Origin of the sequence: Pseudomonas sp. lyk4-R2A-8, from assembly GCF_030209095.1 — a bacterium.
GTDB classification, from domain to species: domain Bacteria; phylum Pseudomonadota; class Gammaproteobacteria; order Pseudomonadales; family Pseudomonadaceae; genus Aquipseudomonas; species Aquipseudomonas quebecensis.
Map to the genome: position 1 here is coordinate 64,919 of NZ_JARVSS010000005.1, position 16,336 is coordinate 81,254.

The 16,336-nt window shown below is 62.1% G+C and carries 15 protein-coding genes; 4 read left to right on the forward strand and 11 right to left on the reverse strand.

What is annotated here, in order from left to right; genetic code table 11:
• Nucleotides 1-4 precede the first annotated feature (4 nt).
• Genes pqqC through pqqE form a run of 3 tightly spaced genes read left to right on the forward strand, consistent with a single transcriptional unit; the run spans nucleotide 5 to nucleotide 2,152 of the window.
• Nucleotides 5-757: a pyrroloquinoline-quinone synthase PqqC gene (gene pqqC / locus QRN10_RS06405; RefSeq protein ID WP_253509619.1), complete on the forward strand. Its 753-nt coding sequence runs from the start codon at nucleotides 5-7 to the stop codon at nucleotides 755-757.
• Nucleotides 754-1,029 carry a pyrroloquinoline quinone biosynthesis peptide chaperone PqqD gene (gene pqqD, locus QRN10_RS06410; protein ID WP_027605935.1) on the forward strand — a complete coding sequence of 92 codons (276 nt, stop codon included), beginning with the start codon at nucleotides 754-756 and terminating at the stop codon, nucleotides 1,027-1,029. The genes pqqC and pqqD overlap by 4 nt, the downstream gene beginning before the upstream one ends.
• Nucleotides 1,022-2,152 carry a pyrroloquinoline quinone biosynthesis protein PqqE gene (pqqE, locus tag QRN10_RS06415; RefSeq protein ID WP_253509620.1) on the forward strand — a complete coding sequence of 377 codons (1,131 nt, stop codon included), beginning with the start codon at nucleotides 1,022-1,024 and terminating at the stop codon, nucleotides 2,150-2,152. The genes pqqD and pqqE overlap by 8 nt, the downstream gene beginning before the upstream one ends.
• Nucleotides 2,153-2,157: 5 nt before the next feature.
• Here pqqE and QRN10_RS06420 read toward each other — a convergent pair whose 3' ends face one another.
• Nucleotides 2,158-2,316, reverse strand: a complete 159-nt coding sequence (locus tag QRN10_RS06420; protein ID WP_007904205.1) for a YqaE/Pmp3 family membrane protein — start codon at nucleotides 2,314-2,316, stop codon at nucleotides 2,158-2,160.
• Nucleotides 2,317-2,497: 181 nt separating this feature from the next.
• Nucleotides 2,498-3,763, reverse strand: a complete 1,266-nt coding sequence (locus QRN10_RS06425; protein WP_285428031.1) for an aspartate aminotransferase family protein — start codon at nucleotides 3,761-3,763, stop codon at nucleotides 2,498-2,500.
• 197 nt (nucleotides 3,764-3,960) lie between these two features.
• On the opposite strand from QRN10_RS06425, the gene QRN10_RS06430 reads away from it, so the two are divergent.
• Entirely contained in the window at nucleotides 3,961-4,860 is a 900-nt protein-coding gene (locus QRN10_RS06430) for a LysR family transcriptional regulator (protein WP_181080213.1), read from the forward strand.
• Nucleotides 4,861-5,086: 226 nt separating this feature from the next.
• Here the strand turns inward: QRN10_RS06430 and QRN10_RS06435 are convergent, their stop codons facing one another.
• From QRN10_RS06435 to bioF, 9 genes are all read right to left on the reverse strand, one after another.
• A complete protein-coding gene (locus QRN10_RS06435) occupies nucleotides 5,087-6,865 on the reverse strand; it encodes an acyl-CoA dehydrogenase C-terminal domain-containing protein (protein ID WP_285428032.1) in 1,779 nt (592 codons plus the stop codon).
• Nucleotides 6,866-6,984: 119 nt separating this feature from the next.
• Entirely contained in the window at nucleotides 6,985-8,757 is a 1,773-nt protein-coding gene (locus QRN10_RS06440; RefSeq protein ID WP_285428033.1) for an acyl-CoA dehydrogenase C-terminal domain-containing protein, read from the reverse strand.
• Nucleotides 8,758-8,847: 90 nt separating this feature from the next.
• The gene (locus QRN10_RS06445) at nucleotides 8,848-10,137 is read right to left on the reverse strand and encodes a GGDEF domain-containing protein (protein WP_253509624.1); all 1,290 of its coding nucleotides are present in this window, start codon (nucleotides 10,135-10,137) and stop codon (nucleotides 8,848-8,850) included.
• Between the two features lie 205 nt (nucleotides 10,138-10,342).
• Nucleotides 10,343-12,148 (reverse strand): phenylacyl-CoA dehydrogenase, encoded by a 1,806-nt coding sequence (locus tag QRN10_RS06450; RefSeq protein WP_181080209.1) that lies wholly within the window; start codon nucleotides 12,146-12,148, stop codon nucleotides 10,343-10,345.
• A 315-nt stretch (nucleotides 12,149-12,463) separates the two neighbouring features.
• Nucleotides 12,464-12,745, reverse strand: coding sequence for a pyrroloquinoline quinone biosynthesis protein PqqE (locus tag QRN10_RS06455; RefSeq protein WP_181080208.1), 282 nt, complete (start codon nucleotides 12,743-12,745; stop codon nucleotides 12,464-12,466).
• A gap of 106 nt (nucleotides 12,746-12,851) precedes the next feature.
• Nucleotides 12,852-13,532 carry a dethiobiotin synthase gene (gene bioD / locus QRN10_RS06460; protein WP_266247117.1) on the reverse strand — a complete coding sequence of 227 codons (681 nt, stop codon included), beginning with the start codon at nucleotides 13,530-13,532 and terminating at the stop codon, nucleotides 12,852-12,854.
• Nucleotides 13,529-14,341 carry a malonyl-ACP O-methyltransferase BioC gene (gene bioC, locus QRN10_RS06465; RefSeq protein WP_266247119.1) on the reverse strand — a complete coding sequence of 271 codons (813 nt, stop codon included), beginning with the start codon at nucleotides 14,339-14,341 and terminating at the stop codon, nucleotides 13,529-13,531. Before bioC ends, bioD begins: the two co-directional genes overlap by 4 nt.
• Nucleotides 14,334-15,065: an alpha/beta fold hydrolase gene (locus QRN10_RS06470; protein WP_285428034.1), complete on the reverse strand. Its 732-nt coding sequence runs from the start codon at nucleotides 15,063-15,065 to the stop codon at nucleotides 14,334-14,336. The genes bioC and QRN10_RS06470 overlap by 8 nt, the downstream gene beginning before the upstream one ends.
• Nucleotides 15,058-16,221 (reverse strand): 8-amino-7-oxononanoate synthase, encoded by a 1,164-nt coding sequence (gene bioF, locus QRN10_RS06475; RefSeq protein ID WP_285428035.1) that lies wholly within the window; start codon nucleotides 16,219-16,221, stop codon nucleotides 15,058-15,060. Before bioF ends, QRN10_RS06470 begins: the two co-directional genes overlap by 8 nt.
• Between the last annotated feature and the right edge of the window lie 115 nt (nucleotides 16,222-16,336).

The window sequence follows — 16,336 nt, forward strand, 5'->3', positions numbered from 1 at the left end:
CCAAATGACTGACATACCAATGACGCGCGACGCCTTCGAACAGGCCCTGCGGGCAAAGGGCGCCTTCTACCATATCCATCACCCCTACCATGTGGCGATGTATGAAGGCCGCGCCACCCGCGAGCAGATCCAGGGCTGGGTTGCCAACCGCTTCTATTACCAAGTGAATATTCCGCTGAAGGACGCCGCCATCCTGGCCAATTGCCCGGACCGTGAGATACGTCGCGAGTGGATCCAGCGCCTGCTCGACCACGACGGCGCACCGGGTGAAGACGGCGGCATCGAGGCCTGGCTGCGCCTGGGCCAGGCGGTGGGTCTGGACCCCGAGCAACTGCGCTCCCAGGAACTGGTCTTGCCCGGCGTGCGGTTTGCGGTAGACGCTTACGTCAACTTCGCCCGTCGCGCCAGTTGGCAGGAAGCCGCCAGCAGCTCGCTGACCGAACTGTTCGCGCCGCAGATCCACCAGTCGCGCCTCGACAGTTGGCCGCAGCATTATCCGTGGATCGATCCGGCCGGTTACGAGTACTTTCGCACTCGCCTGGGCCAGGCCCGCCGCGATGTGGAACACGGCCTGGCAATCACCCTGCAGCACTACACCACCCGCGAAGGCCAGGAGCGCATGCTGGAAATTCTCCAGTTCAAACTGGATATCCTATGGAGCATGCTGGACGCCATGAGCATGGCCTACGAACTGAACCGCCCGCCGTACCACAGCGTGACCGACCAGCGGGTGTGGCATAAAGGGATCACCCTATGAGCTTTGATCGCAGCAGAAAACCGACCTGGCGCCAGGGCTACCGCTACCAGTACGAGCCCGCGCAGAAAGGCCATGTGTTGCTCTACCCCGAAGGCATGATCAAGCTCAATGACAGCGCCGCGCTGATTGGTGGCTTGATCGACGGAGAGCGCGACGTGGCGGCGATCATTGCCGCGCTCGAAGAACAGTTCCCCGGCGTGCCTGAGCTGGGCGACGACATCGAGCAATTCATGGAGGTCGCCCGTGCAGAGCACTGGATTACCCTTGCCTGAAAAACCGCCGATCGGCCTGCCGCTTTGGCTATTGGCCGAACTGACCTACCGCTGCCCGCTGCAATGCCCGTACTGCTCCAACCCGCTGGACTTCGCCGAGCAGGGCAAAGAGCTGAGCACCGAGCAATGGTTCAAGGTGTTTCGCGAAGCCCGCGAGATGGGCGCCGCGCAACTGGGGTTTTCCGGCGGTGAACCGCTGGTGCGACAAGACCTTGCCGAGCTGATCGGCGAGGCGCGCAGGCTAGGCTTCTATACCAACCTGATCACCTCCGGCATCGGCCTGACCGAGCAGAAGATCAGCGACTTCAAGAAAGCCGGCCTGGACCATATCCAGATCAGCTTCCAGGCCAGCGACGAACAGGTGAACAACCTGCTGGCCGGCTCGAAAAAGGCCTTCGCGCAAAAGCTGGAAATGGCCCGCGCGGTGAAAGCACACGGCTACCCGATGGTGCTCAACTTCGTCACCCATCGGCACAATATCGACAAGATCGACCGCATCATCGAGCTGTGCATCGCCTTGGAAGCGGACTTCGTCGAACTCGCCACCTGCCAGTTCTATGGCTGGGCGCAGCTCAATCGCGTGGGCCTGTTACCGACCCGGGAGCAACTGGTACGCGCCGAGCGCATCACCAATGAATACCGCGCCAGGCTCGAAGCCGAAGGCCACCCGTGCAAATTGATCTTCGTGACGCCGGATTACTACGAGGAACGCCCGAAGGCCTGCATGAATGGCTGGGGCAGTATCTTTCTGACGGTGACGCCGGACGGCACTGCCCTGCCGTGTCACGGCGCCCGACAAATGCCGGTGCAATTTCCCAATGTGCGCGACCACAGCATGCAGCACATCTGGTACGACTCGTTTGGCTTCAATCGCTTTCGCGGCTACGACTGGATGCCCGAGCCGTGCCGTTCATGTGACGAAAAAGAGAAGGACTTCGGCGGCTGCCGTTGCCAGGCCTTCATGCTCACGGGAGATGCCAGCAATGCCGACCCGGTGTGCAGCAAGTCCGAGCATCACGGCCTCATCCTCAAGGCGCGGGAAGAAGCCGAACACGCCACCCAGACCATCGAGCAACTGGCCTTTCGCAATGAGCGCAACTCACGCCTGATCGCGAAAGGCTGAGGGCCTTAACGCTTGGCGATGATGTACACCGCGTGGACGATGCCTGGGATGTAACCGCACAGGGTCAGCAGAATATTCAGCCAGAACGCGCCGGCGAAGCCCACTTGCAGAAACACCCCCAGTGGCGGCAGCAGAATGGCGATGATGATGCGAATGAAATCCATGGGTCAGCTCCAATCAATCGGCTCGTGTGAGCCGTGTAGCTAATCGACCTTGGGTGTTCGTGAGGGTTCAGTGGGATCTGGCACGGAGCCATGCGTTAACAATCAGGCAAAAAAACACCCCCAGCCAAAAAAATCAGGCTGGGGGTGCTGCGTATACCGCGAGACGGTTCAGGAAATCGGGTTAAACAGCGATGCCTTTGCGACATTGCAATTGCGCAGTGCGCACGCGGGAGAAAGCGCGGGCCAGGCGCAGAAGCATTTCGTCGATGTTGCTTTTGCTCACGGTCAGCGCGGGGGTGAAGCGCAGGCAGTCGGGCTGCGGGGCGCTGAGGATCAGGCCTTCATGTAAAGCCGCATTGACCACCGCATCCGCGGATTCTTCCGACAACGTCAGCCCCCATAGAAGGCCCTGGCCGCGCGGTGCGCCATGGTCATAACGGTAAGCCAGGCGCGCCAGGCCCTCGCCCAGATAGAGGCCGGACTCACGCACGTGCTCAAGAAAACCATGCTCCAGCACGTTGGTGAGCACCGCGGCACCGGCCGACGCCATCAGCGCATTGCCATGATGGGTGCCTTCCAGCTCGCCCAGGTCGAAGCAACAGGCGTTACCCCGCGCCAGCAGCGCCGCCAACGGCACACCGCCGCCCAAGCCTTTGCCCAGGGTGATGATGTCGGCGCGCACCCCATAGTGCTGCTCGGCCAGTAACGTCCCGCAACGCCCCATGCCGGTTTGCACCTCGTCGAGGATCAGCAGAATCCCCAATTCCCGGCACAGCCGTTCGACGCCCTTAAGATAGTGCTCGGTCGCCGGCACCACTCCGGCACCCTGGATCGGCTCAAGCATGATGGCCACGGTTTGGGCGTCCACGGCGGCGTGCAGTGCTGGCAAGTCGTTGAAGGGTACGTGGCTGAAGCCGGGCAACTGCGGCTCGAAACGGTTTTCCTGGGCGCCGGTGGAGGCCGCGAGCGCCGCGAAGCTGCGACCGTGTCGCGCGTTGCTCGCGCTGATGATGCGGTAAGCCCCACCGCGATGCAGTTGGCCCCATTTACGCGCCAGCTTGATCGCCGCCTCGCACGCCTCCGCGCCGCTGTTAAGCAGGTAAGCCTGGTCGCTGCCGGTGCGATGGCACAAGCGTTCGACCAGACTGAGTTGCGTACGGTTGTGCAGGGCCATGCCGGGGTTGATCAATGCCTGGGTCTGGTCGGCAAGCGCCTTGATCAGCACCTGTGGGCTGTGGCCGAGGCTATTGGCGGCATTGCCCTGGCTGAAATCGAGATAGGCGCGGTCGTCACTGTCCCATAACCAGGAACCCTGTCCGCGCACGAATACTTGCGGGGGCTTGGCGACGGTGGGCATCAGCGCATCACCGGACGGTTCACCGGGTGACACTTCGAGCACCAGGTCATCCAGGCTCGGCGCGGGACGGCGCAAGGTGAACAGATTCACACTTCACCTCCAGCGGCAAGTGAACCTTGCCCACCCACGGGCTGGAGGTTTTTTGAGTTGCCTATATAAACGCTATCAACGTGAACGCTGTTCATTGCTCGATTCGGCCCTGTAAGCCCTGCGAATAGGCGCTAGACTAGGCGTCTCGAGGGCCCTGGGCCATTTCGTTTTTCCAGCTTTTTCGATAAGCAAACCTTATGGATTTTAAGCAACTGCGTTATTTCGTCGCGGTGTATGAAGAAGGCCATGTGGGCCGGGCTGCAGAACGCCTGTCGATTTCCCAACCGGCGTTGTCACAGCAGATCCGTCATTTGGAGCAGCACCTGGACGTCAGCCTGTTCGAGCGCAGCAGCAAACGCCTGCTGCCAACCCTGGCAGCGCACACGCTCTACAACCATGCACTGCCGTTGATCGATGGCATGCAGCACGCCGTCGAAGCGTTGCGTCACTTCAAAGGCCAGGCGTTGCGCACGTTGGCCATCGGTGTGCTGCAGACCGTGCACACCAGCCTGGTGCCGCAGATGCTCGAACGGGTGCGCAAAGCCCAACCGCACCTGGTGGTGCAGATCTATGAATTGACCGGGCTGGAAATTGAACGGCGCCTGCTCAACGGCTCGCTGGACATCGGCATCAGCTACCTGCCGCCACGTCAGCCTGGGTTGCAAGGCGTGTTGCTGTACGAAGATGAGCTGAAAGTGGTCATCCCCGAGGACCATCCTTTGCGGGAATTCAAAAAGGTCTCGTTGAAGCAGGCGGCTGAGTTGCCGATGTTGCTGCTGGGGGAGGAGTTTCAGATTCGGCAGATCTGGCAAGGCCAGCTCGCCAACCTCGGACGGCGTCCGCAGGTGCAGGCCGAGCTCAATACCATGGTGGGGATTCTCGACAGCTTGCCTCATACGCGGCTGGCGACGGTGCTGCCGGGACGCTCCCAGGATGAGCACAACAGTCAGTCACTGCTATGGAAACCCTTGAGCGAACCACGGGTGCCGCTCAAAGTCGGGTTGGTGTGCCGTGATGTGCAGCGCCAGCAGGCAACGATGGCCTTGCTGCGCACCTTGCTCGAAGACGTGATGAACGCCCCGCAGACGCCCGCCTGACTTTTTCGCGGGCAAAAGAAAACCCCGCCGAAGCGGGGCTTTGCAGACTGTTTCCCTGACATCCATTTCACTCCGCCGTCCTGGCAGAATCCTACGTGTCCGTGTTGTTGCTTTGCGCTTCCTGCGCGACGTCCATGTGAAGTAGATTATCGATGGATCCAATGTGGCGATAGAGGACGATTAGCAGCACGTCATGTAAGAGATTGCTTACACGCCCTCCACGCCTTTAGAACTGGGCTTCATCCAGCAAAAACAGCGATTCGCTCCCGGCTTTTACCGACGCACTCAACGAGTGGATACGCGGCAACAGGCGCGCGAAGTAGAAGCGCGCGGTGCCCAATTTGCTGGCGTAGAAATCGTCTTCGCCCTCCTTGCCCCACGCGGCCTTGGCCATGCGCGCCCACATGTAGGCATACGCCATGTAACCAAACGCATGCAAATACTCCACCGACGCCGCGCCGATTTCGTTGGGGTTGGTCTTGGCGCGATCAAGCACCCAGGCGGTCAACTCATCCAGGTTATCCACCGCCGCATTCAGCGGGCGGATGAATTCGCCCAGCTCAGACCCGGCGTTGGCGGTGAACTGGCGGATTTCGTCGGCAAACAAGCGGTAGAACGCGCCGCCACTGCCGACGATCTTGCGTCCCATCAAGTCCAGGGCCTGGATGCCATTGGTGCCTTCGTAGATCTGCGTAATACGCACATCGCGCACCAGTTGCTCCTGGCCCCATTCGCGGATGTAACCGTGGCCACCAAACACCTGCTGGCCAAGCACGGTGGTTTCCAGGCCCAGGTCGCTGAGAAACGCCTTGGCCACCGGTGTGAGCAAGGCCACCAGGTTGTCGGCGCGCTCGCGGGCTGCGGCGTCGTCGCTGAACTTGGCGATATCCAGTTGAGTCGCCACGTAGGTGGAGAACGCACGACCACCTTCGTTCGACGCTTTCATGGTCAGCAGCATGCGACGCACGTCGGGGTGGACGATAATCGGATCAGCCACTTTGTCCTTGGCCTGGGCGCCGGTCGGCGCGCGGCTCTGCAAGCGGTCACGCGCGTACTCGATGGCGTTCTGGTAGGAACGCTCACCGGATGCCAGGCCTTGGATACCAACGCCCAGGCGCTCGTAGTTCATCATCGTGAACATCGCCGCCAAACCACGGTTAGGCTCGCCCACCAGGTAACCCACGGCTTCGTCGAAATTCATCACGCAGGTGGCGGAGGCCTGGATACCCATCTTGTGCTCGATGGAACCGCAGCTCACCGGGTTACGCGCACCCAGGCTGCCATCGGCATTGACCATGAACTTGGGCACCAGGAACAGCGAGATGCCCTTGGGCCCGGCCGGGGCGTCAGGCAACTTGGCCAGCACCAGGTGGATGATATTTTCGGTCAGATCGTGTTCACCGCCGGTGATAAAGATCTTGGTTCCGCTGACCTTGTAGGAACCGTCCGCCTGCGGCTCGGCTTTGGTACGAATAATCCCCAGGTCGGTGCCGGCGTGGGCTTCGGTGAGGCACATGGAACCGGCCCACTCGCCCGAATACATTTTCGGCAGGTAAGTGGCCTTGAGCGTTTCGGTGGCGTGAGTCGCAATCGAAACGCAGGCGCCGGAGGTCAGCATCGGGTACAGGCCGAAGGCCAGGCTCGACGAGTTGATCATCTCTTCAACCTGGGCCGACACTGCCTTGGGCATGCCCATCCCGCCAAACGCAGGATCGCCGCCCACCCCCACCCAACCACCTTCGGCGTAGGTTTTGTAGGCCTGTGGAAAACCATCCGGGGTGGACACCACCGTGTCCGCCCAGCGGCAGCCCTGCTCATCGCCGCCGCGACTGAGCGGGGCGATGGATTTGGCAGTGACTTTGCCGGCTTCTTCGAGGATCGCCTCAACGGTTTCGGCGTCCACGCTGTCCGCCAATGCCGGCAGTTGGGCCCACGTGTTGGCAACCTCGAACACTTCGTTGAGGACGAAGCGCATATCCCGCAGCGGCGCTTTGTAATCAGCCATGGCAAACCTCGTTAGAACGTAAAAAGTGATTCGGTAGGATCGGTTTTGCAGGCCCCGAGTGTAACCGAACAACTTTTGAGACACATAGGGTCCACTTGTGACTGATTGGTATTTTTAAGTCATCCAGGCAGAAATGCCTCCGCAGGCAGACTCATCAGGCAGTCACTGCCTGCTTCCACGGCCGCGCGATGGGTGGAGGTACGCGGCAACAGGCGTTTAAAGTAGAACTCGCAGGTGGCCAGCTTGGCCTTGGCGAACTCACCGTCGCTGTGGGCCTGCGCGGCAATGGCCATGCGCAACCACAGATAGGCGAGGATGATGTAGCCGCTGTACATCAAGTAATCCACAGCCGCCGCGCCCACTTCGTCCGGGTTCTTCATCGCGGCCATACCCACCTTGGTGGTCAGCTCTCCCCAGTCCTGGTTCAGGTGATTGAGCTGCGCCACATACGCGTTGAATTGCGGGTGCTCGGCATTCGCGGCGCAGAACTTATGCACCACTTTGGTAAACCCGCGCAGCAGCCTGCCTTGGCTGCCAAGCACCTTGCGGCCCAGCAGGTCGAGGGCCTGGATGCCGTTGGTGCCCTCATAGATCGGCGCGATGCGTGCATCCCGTGCCAGTTGCTCCATGCCCCATTCGCGAATGTAGCCGTGGCCGCCGAAGATCTGCATGCCGAGGTTGGTCACCTCCAACCCGGTATCGGTCATAAAGGCTTTGCAGATCGGTGTCAGAAAGGCCAGCAGGTCTTCAGCTTCCTGGCGCTGGGCGGCATCGTCGCTCAGATGGGCGGTGTCCAGCAGCTGCGCGGTGAAATAGGCCAGTGCGCGATTGCCTTCGTTGAAGGCTTTCATGGTCAGCAGCATGCGTCGCACGTCGGCGTGCACGATGATCGGGTCGGCGGCTTTGTCCGGGGCTTTGGCGCCGGTCAGCGAGCGCATCTGCAGGCGGTCATTGGCGTACTTGATGGCGCCCTGGAAACTCGCCTCGCCGTTGCACAGGCCTTGCATGCCGGTGCCCAGTCGCGCGTGGTTCATCATGGTGAACATGCAGTTAAGGCCTTTGTTGGCCTCACCGATCAGGAAGCCTTTGGCGCCATCGAAGTTGAGCACGCACGTGGCCGATGCCTTGATGCCCATTTTGTGTTCGATGGAGCCGCAGTACACCGTGTTGCGCTCGCCGGAATCGGCGTGGAACTTGGGCACGATAAACAACGAAATACCTTTGGTGCCCGCCGGCGCGTCCGGCAGCTTGGCCAGCACCAGATGGATGATATTGGCGCTCAGGTCGTGCTCGCCGGCCGAGATGAAGATTTTGCTGCCGGTGACGGCATAGCTGCCATCGGCCTGGGGCACGGCGCGGGTCTTGATCAGGCCCAGGTCGGTGCCGCAATGGGCCTCGGTCAGGCACATGGTGCCGGTCCATTCGCCGGCTGTGAGCTTGCTCAGGTAGGTGTCCTTCTGCTCGGCCGTGCCGTGGGCGTGAATCGCCGACATGGCGCCGTGGGTCAGGCCTGGGTACATGCCCCACGAGGTATTGCTGGAGCCGATCATCTCGCTGAGCACCAGGCCCAGGGACTGCGGCAAGCCCTGGCCGCCGTAGGCCGGGTCGGCCGCTACGCCGTGCCAGCCGCCTTCCACGTACTGGGCGAAGGCTTCCTTGAAGCCTTTGGGTGTGGTCACCACACCATTGTCGAAGTGGCAGCCCTCTTCATCGCCGCTGCGGTTGAGGGGCGACAGCACGTTTTCACAGAATTTCGCACCCTCTTCAAGGATTGCACTGACCATATCCGGGCTCGCGTCCGTCGCGCCCACTGCGGCGTAGTGGCCGTGGAAATCAAATACGTTGTCGATCAGAAAGCGCATGTCGCGCAGGGGAGCTTTGTACTCAGGCATGGCGATGTCTCCGGCGGCAGATGGCTCCAACCTACTGCCGGCCCGCGCGTCGTTCAATCACTGTAGGGCCGCTGAATACACCGCCATCAGTCAACCGGCAGCGCTCTGCATGCGCACCGCGCCACGACGGTTCTGCCCGGCCGCGACCACGCAGTTACGCCCCGCGCCCTTCGCTGCGTACAGTGCCTGGTCGGCGGATTTGAGCACCTCTTCGGGCGTACGCTGCTCCACCTGGCGCTCGGCGACGCCGATACTGACCGTCACCGAAACACTCGACGCCCCACTGCCCGCCCGGCGTTGGCGACCCTGCTGGTCATCCTGCGGGCGGTCCGAGTTGCGCAGCTTGATATCGTAGTTGGCGACGATCTCGCGGATCTCCTCCAGATGCGGCATGCATTCGTCCAGGGTCTTGCCCGCGAACACCACGGCAAATTCTTCGCCGCCGTAACGGTAAGCGCGCCCGCCACCATTGACCTTGGACAGCTTGCTCGCCACCAGGCGCAGCACCTGGTCGCCGACATCATGGCCGTGGGTGTCGTTGAAACGCTTGAAGTGATCGACATCGGTCATCGCCAGCACATAGTTGCGCCCCAGGCGCTGCATGCGCTCGTTGAGGGCGCGTCGCCCCGGCAGACCGGTCAGTTCGTCACGGAATGCCATTTGATAGGCCTCATGGGCCACACCGGCCGCAATCATCAGCATGACCTGGCTGCACATGATGTTCAGGGTGAACGGCAGGATGAAGGTTTGCGGCAGCATCCAGAACAACCCCATCACGCCTACCAGTTGCGCCGCATGCAAGGGACGTGGCTGGTACCAGTACTGCGCCGCGAGGGTGACAAAACCGATCAGGAACATCGGATACGACAGTTGAATCAGGCTCATCCAGTTGCCATGCAGCACCGGCCAGCGAATTTCCGCCAACCAGTTCAACAGCGCCTGGGGATAACTTTGCTCCAGCGCCAACGCGACACTGCCGACAGCCAGCAGCACCGCGCAACGTGCGACAAAGTCGCGGAACAAGTGGGTTTTTTCCTGCCACAGCGCGTAGATGCTGAACAGTAACGGCAATAGCAGGCAGCACAGATGAAACACCACCGCCGCGTCTTCGCGCACGCGGCCGTTGTCGCGATAAAAATCAGTCTGGGTGTCGAGCAGGAAGTAAGCGACGTACACCGTGATCATCAAAAACAGTTCGCGCTGGCGGCGGTACACCGCGCAGTACGAACCACCGAGCAACAGCACCAGGGTCGGCAATACGTTGAACAGCGAGGTGAAGAAGACGTTGAGGTCCTTGACGTACGCAGCCGAGAGCCCGGCCAGCAATAGCAGCAATGACGGAAGGAAATGGCTGAAACGGACAGCGGACACGCGTGACAAGGGTAAAGCTCCGACCCGCAGAAAAGTAATGGCACTTCGCCTTAGCGCGAACAGTTAAGCACACCCTGTTCGACATGTATCACATTGCCATCACTTTAACGGCAGGCCTGCGCATTCCCTGAGCGATAAGCTGCGTTTTTTATCAGGCAAAAAAAACCGCCGCTCCCCAGGGGAAGCGGCGGCATTGGAAGTAACCCGGTAAGGCTTAGTAAGCCAGGCCGAAGTTTTCTTCTTTCATGTCCATCAGGTTGCTGGCGCCCGACAGCATGGTCGCCACGTGGGTACGGGTGCGTGGCAGGATACGCTGGAAGTAGAAGCGCGCGGTCTGCAGCTTGGCGGTGTAGAACGCCTCTTCGGTGGTGCCGGCAGCCAGTTTCTCGGCGGCCAGGCGTGCCATGTCGGCCCAGAAGTAGGCCAGGCAGGCGTAGCCGGAGTACATCAGGTAGTCCACCGACGCGGCACCGACTTCTTCACGATCTTTCATCGCCGCCATGCCGACCTTCATGGTCAATTCGCCCCACTCTTTGTTCAACGCCGCCAACGGCGCGACGAACTCGCTGACCGCTTCGTTGCCTTCGTTGGCCTGGCAGAACTTGTGCACGATCTTGGTGAAGCCCTTGAGCGCTTCGCCTTGGGTCATCAGCACTTTGCGGCCGAGCAGGTCCAGGGCCTGGATGCCGGTGGTGCCTTCGTACAGCATCGAAATGCGGCTGTCGCGCACGTTCTGCTCCATGCCCCACTCGGCGATGAAACCGTGACCGCCGTAGATCTGCACGCCGTGGTTGGCCGCTTCAAAACCGACTTCGGTCATGAAGGCCTTGGCGATCGGGGTCATGAAGGCCAGCAGGCCGTCGGCCTGTTTCTTGGCTTCGTCGTCGGTGCCGTACTTGACGATGTCCACTTGCTTGGCCGTGAAGTACACCATCGCACGGTTGCCTTCGGCGAAGGCTTTCATGGTCAGCAGCATGCGGCGCACATCAGGGTGCACGATGATTGGGTCGGCGGCCTTGTCCGGGGCTTTCGGGCCGGTCAGGGAACGCATTTGCAGGCGATCGCGGGCGTATTTCAGGCCGCCCTGGAAGCCGATTTCAGCGTGAGCCAGGCCTTGCAGCGCAGTGCCCAGGCGAGCGGTGTTCATAAAGGTGAACATGCAGTTCAAGCCTTTGTTGGCCGGGCCGATCAGGTAACCGGTGGCCGCATCGAAGTTCATCACGCAGGTGGCGTTGCCGTGGATGCCCATCTTATGTTCCAGGGAACCACAGCTCACCGCATTGCGCTGGCCGATCGAGCCATCGGCGTTGGGCAGGAACTTGGGCACGATGAACAGCGAGATGCCTTTGGTGCCGGCCGGTGCGTCCGGCAGGCGAGCCAGCACGATGTGCACGATGTTATCGGCCATGTCGTGTTCACCGGCCGAGATGAAGATTTTGGTGCCGGTGACTTTGTAGGAACCGTCGGCCTGAGGCTCGGCCTTGGTGCGCAGCATGCCCAGGTCGGTGCCGCAGTGCGGCTCGGTCAGGCACATGGTGCCGGTCCATTCGCCCGACACCAGCTTGGTCAGGTACGCCTCTTGCTGCTCGGGCGTGCCGTGCTCGGAAATGGTGTTCATCGCGCCGTGAGACAGGCCTGGGTACATGCCCCACGACCAGTTGGCCTCGCCGACCATCTCGCTGACCGCCAGGCCCAGGGATTCCGGCAGGCCTTGGCCGCCGTGCTCCACATCATGGGCCAGGCTTGGCCAGCCGCCTTCGACGAATTGCTTGTAGGCTTCCTTGAAACCGGTTGGCGTTTTAACGCCCGACTCACTCCAGGTGCACCCTTCCAGGTCGCCCACGCGGTTCAGCGGTGCCAGCACTTGCTCACAAAACTTGGCGCCTTCTTCGAGGATGGCGTCGACCATGTCCGGGGTAGCGTCCTGGCAAGCCGGCAGGCTCTGATAGTGCGCTTCATAGCCAAGCAGTTCGTCACGAACGAAGCGAATATCACGCAAGGGGGCCTTGTAGTCAGGCATAGCGATAAACCTCTGCTGATGTATCTGGAATGAACAACCGCGTGGATGTGCTGTGGCGGTCAAACAGGTGTTTGAAACATACGTTTACGACCTGGGGATGTCAAGCGCCGTCCAGATGCCGTTTGTCATGACGCACATCAATGCCGCCCACGACTACGCTTGCGGCGCAATGCCACATGAGGTGAGTGTAGAGAATCAAAACAAACACGCCGGGCCGAGGTCAGGACCAGCGCGTTGGATCGGGGGAGTGGATAGGAGCGTCCGGGCTGCCAAGCAGCCCGCGCGGGGCAGGCCCGCTGCGCAATAAAGCGCGGGCTAAGCGTAGGTGTCGATCAGCGTACCGAGCATTTCATCCGAAGCCTTGGCGACTTTGACGCCCAGCTCCACCTGAAACTTGCCCTCGGCCATTTCGACCATATTGCTGGCGGAGTTGGAAGGTTGGGCACGGTCGTTGGCGCGCAGGCGGTCGATCTGCGCATCCGACGGCTGGCTCGTGGCGGCGCTGGCAATTCTGCCGGCGGCCTGGTCGACACGGCTCTGCCCGGCCTGAATGCTGCTCAGGCCCGAATAAAACGCGCTGCTTCCAGAGATTTCCATGGCGTCAACCTGCCTTTAGAGAATCATGAGCTGTGATTGAAGCAGAGTTGGTGGCAAAACGCCCGTTAAAAACACTAATGGCACAATGCCCAAGCGATAGCCAAAATCAGTCAAGCAGGTCCAGTTGCAGGTACTCAGCGACCGCCTCGGCGCTGGCGTGCTTGAGCTTGGGTACGCGCCCCAGGCATGGCGCGGGCAAGCGCTCGGCCAGGGTGGCGAGGTTTTCTTCCAGACGAGAGGTCTTGGGGTCGACGATATTGGCCACCCACCCCGCCAGCGACAAACCATCCCGCGCAATCGCTTCTGCAGTCAACAAGGCATGGCTGATGCAACCCAGGCGTACACCCACGACCAGGATCACCGGCAGCTTGAGCGCCATCGCCAGGTCCGAGAGGTTGGCCTGATCGGCCAATGGCACGCGCCAGCCGCCGGCTCCTTCGATCAGGGTGAAATCGGCCTGCCGCGCCAGGACCTGTTGCATCGGCTTGAGCAGCGACTGCACCGTCAGTGCAACACCCGCCTCACGCGCGGCCAAATGCGGAGCGATGGCGGGTTCGAAGGCCACGGGGTTCACTTCGGCATAGGTCAGCGGCACCGAACACTCAGCCAGCAGCGCCAGTGCATCGGCGTTGCGCAGGCCCTTGGGCGTCACCGCGCAACCGGACGCCACCGGTTTACCGGCCGCCGTGCTTTTGCCCGCCTGCCGAGCTGCGTACAACAGGCCCGCGGCGATGGTGGTCTTGCCCACATCGGTGTCGGTGCCGGTGATGAAATAGGCGGCGCTCATAGAGGCTTCTCCAGTACGGCATAGACCACTTGGTAAGTCGCCGGCAGACCCTGGGCCTGGCGGAACTGCTCATAGGCCTGCACCAGTGCAGCAATCCGCGCGCGCCCCGTCAAGCCACCCGGCCGGCCGGGGTTCAGGTTGTGCGCACCAAGTGCCTTGAGTTCATGGGTCAGGCTGCGTACATCCGGGTAGTGCAGCACATGGGCGTGACGCGTCAGGCTCAATGTACGCAGGCCACTGGCGGCGCACAGTTGCTGGTACGTGTCGAAGGTGCGGAAGCGGTTGACGTGCACCAGGCCATCGGCCGCGCGCCAACTTTCACGCAGTTCCTCCAGCGTGCCCACGCACAGGCTGGCGAACGCCAGCACACCGCCCGGCTGCAGCACGCGACGGGCTTCGCTGAGCACCGACTCGAAATGGGCGCACCACTGCACCGCCAGGCTGGAGAAAATCAGACCGCAGCTGTCGTCTTTGAGCGGCAGACGCTCCGCGTCCCCGGCAATAAAGTGTGCCGCGCCGCCCAACGGCCGCGCGTGATTGAGCATGCCTTCGGCGATATCCAGCGCCACGCCGTGGCTGTGGGGCAGCCGCTCGCGCAACGCCCGACTGAAATAACCGGTACCGCAGCCCATATCCAGCCAGCGCGCGGGTGCGATGCCCGCCGGCAAACGCGCCAGCAATTCACCACCCACTGCCCGTTGCAACTCGGCAACGCTGTCATAGCTGGCCGCCGCGCGGGAGAACGACGCCGCGACCTGGCGTTTATCCGGCAAGGCGCCGGGCAGCGGGGGATGGGATAAGTCAGTCATCAACGCACTCATGCAAAAAAGCCTGGATGGCCGCCGCAACACCGTGGGGGTCCTCCAGAAGAAAAGCGTGACCGGCCTGCTCAATCAGGCCGATTTCAACCTCGGGCAGCAGGGCCAGCAATTCACTGGCGGCTTCGGCGGGCACCAGCTCATCCGTGCCGCCAAACAGGTGCAATTGCGGCCCGCGATAGGCCAGCAACGCATCGCGGGTGTCCAGTTGCGCGAGCAGTTCGAGGCCGTTCATCAACCCCTCAGAAGGCGTATTCGGTGCGCCGCCGACCAACAAACGCGCCAGACCGCGCGGGTCGGCGGCGCCCTTGGCACACAGCAGGCCGAAGCGCTTGAGCGTGACTTGGGAATCGGCGTGGCAACCGGCGAGGAAGGCATCGAACGTCTCGGCGGGCATCGCGTTGGGCCAGCCGTCATGGCCGACAAAACACGGGTTGCTTGCCAGTGTCACCAGGCCGCAGCAGCGTGCGCCGCGGCGTGCCGCCAGCTCGCTGGCCAGCATCCCGCCGAGGGACCAGCCGCCCAGCCAGGCGTTGTCCGGCAGGGTGGCGTCGAGTTCGTCGAGCCATTCATTCAGGTCGCTGGAGTCCAGCGCGGGCAGCGGCTCGATGTGCACCTGCAGGTGTTCATCCACGCCACGCAAGGCCGCGGCCAACGGCTCCAGCGGTGAGATACCCAGGCCCCAGCCCGGCAACAGAATCAGTCGATCACGCATGGTCGCGCTCCCAACACACTTGCAACGCGTCTAGCAACAACTGCACCTGTGCTTCGGTATGGGCGGCCGTCAGCGTCACACGCAAACGCGCACTGCCGGCGGGCACGGTCGGCGGGCGGATTGCGCTGACCATCAGGCCACGCTCGCGCAGCATCCGGGACAGGCGCATCGCCCGGGCACTGTCGCCGACCAGGATCGGTTGGATCGGCGTAAAGCTGGGCATCAAGTCCAGACCGATCTGTTCGGCGCCGTGGCGGAACTGGCGAATGAGCGCATTGAGGTGTTCGCGGCGCCAGTGTTCGGTGCGCAGCAGCTCCAGGCTTTTCAAAGTGGCACAGGCCAGCGCGGGCGGTTGGCTGGTGGTGTAGATGTACGGCCGGGCGAACTGGATCAGGCTCTCGATCAGGTCTTCACTGCCCGCCACAAACGCACCGGCGGTGCCGAACGCCTTTCCTAAAGTCCCGACCAGCACCGGCACGTCCTCCTGGCTCAGGCCGAAATGCTCGACAATCCCGCCGCCGTTGGCGCCCAGGGGGCCGAAGCCGTGGGCGTCATCCACCATCAACCAGGCGCCTTTTGCGCGGGCTTCCCGAGCCAGCGCGGGCAGGTCCGCGAGATCGCCGTCCATGCTGAACACGCCGTCGGTGACCACCAGGGTGTTGCCGGTGGCCTTCTCCAGGCGCCTGGCCAGGCTGGCGGCGTCGTTATGCAGGTAGCGATTGAAACGCGCCCCGGACAGCAGCCCCGCGTCCAGCAATGACGCATGGTTGAGGCGGTCTTCGAGCACGGTATCGCCCTGGCCTACCAGCGCCGTGACCGCACCGAGGTTGGCCATGTAGCCAGTGGTGAACAGCAGAGCGCGTGGGCGACCGGTGAGGTCTGCCAAGGCTTCTTCCAGTTCATGGTGTGGCGTCGCATGGCCGACCACCAGGTGCGAAGCGCCGCCGCCCACGCCCCAGCGGGACGCACCGGCGCGCCAGGCTTCGATCACCTGTGGATGATTGGCCAGGCCCAGGTAATCGTTGTTGCAGAATGCGAGCAATGACTGGCCGTCGACGACTACCTGCGGGCCTTGAGGACTGGCAAGCAACGGCCGTTGGCGATAAAGGTGTTCGGCACGACGGGCAGCGAGGCGCGCGGCGAGATCGAAAGACATGCAGGCCTCGGATTGGCAGGTTTAACTCGGTCAACCATATGGGAGGGAGCTTGCTCCCGATGAGGGTGTGCCAGCGCATGTGTTGACTGACCCACCGCTATCGGGGGCAAGCCCC

Bases quoted from the DNA above. Each gene is read 5' to 3' on its own strand.
- pqqC (WP_253509619.1), top strand. From the start codon at position 5: ATGACTGACATACCAATGACGCGCGACGCCTTCGAACAGGCCCTGCGG.
- pqqD (WP_027605935.1), top strand. From the start codon at position 754: ATGAGCTTTGATCGCAGCAGAAAACCGACCTGGCGCCAGGGCTACCGC.
- QRN10_RS06420 (WP_007904205.1), bottom strand. From the start codon at position 2,316: ATGGATTTCATTCGCATCATCATCGCCATTCTGCTGCCGCCACTGGGG.
- QRN10_RS06430 (WP_181080213.1), top strand. From the start codon at position 3,961: ATGGATTTTAAGCAACTGCGTTATTTCGTCGCGGTGTATGAAGAAGGC.
- QRN10_RS06435 (WP_285428032.1), bottom strand. From the start codon at position 6,865: ATGGCTGATTACAAAGCGCCGCTGCGGGATATGCGCTTCGTCCTCAAC.
- QRN10_RS06440 (WP_285428033.1), bottom strand. From the start codon at position 8,757: ATGCCTGAGTACAAAGCTCCCCTGCGCGACATGCGCTTTCTGATCGAC.
- QRN10_RS06450 (WP_181080209.1), bottom strand. From the start codon at position 12,148: ATGCCTGACTACAAGGCCCCCTTGCGTGATATTCGCTTCGTTCGTGAC.
- QRN10_RS06455 (WP_181080208.1), bottom strand. From the start codon at position 12,745: ATGGAAATCTCTGGAAGCAGCGCGTTTTATTCGGGCCTGAGCAGCATT.
- bioD (WP_266247117.1), bottom strand. From the start codon at position 13,532: ATGAGCGCCGCCTATTTCATCACCGGCACCGACACCGATGTGGGCAAG.
- bioC (WP_266247119.1), bottom strand. From the start codon at position 14,341: ATGACTGACTTATCCCATCCCCCGCTGCCCGGCGCCTTGCCGGATAAA.
- QRN10_RS06470 (WP_285428034.1), bottom strand. From the start codon at position 15,065: ATGCGTGATCGACTGATTCTGTTGCCGGGCTGGGGCCTGGGTATCTCA.
- bioF (WP_285428035.1), bottom strand. From the start codon at position 16,221: ATGTCTTTCGATCTCGCCGCGCGCCTCGCTGCCCGTCGTGCCGAACAC.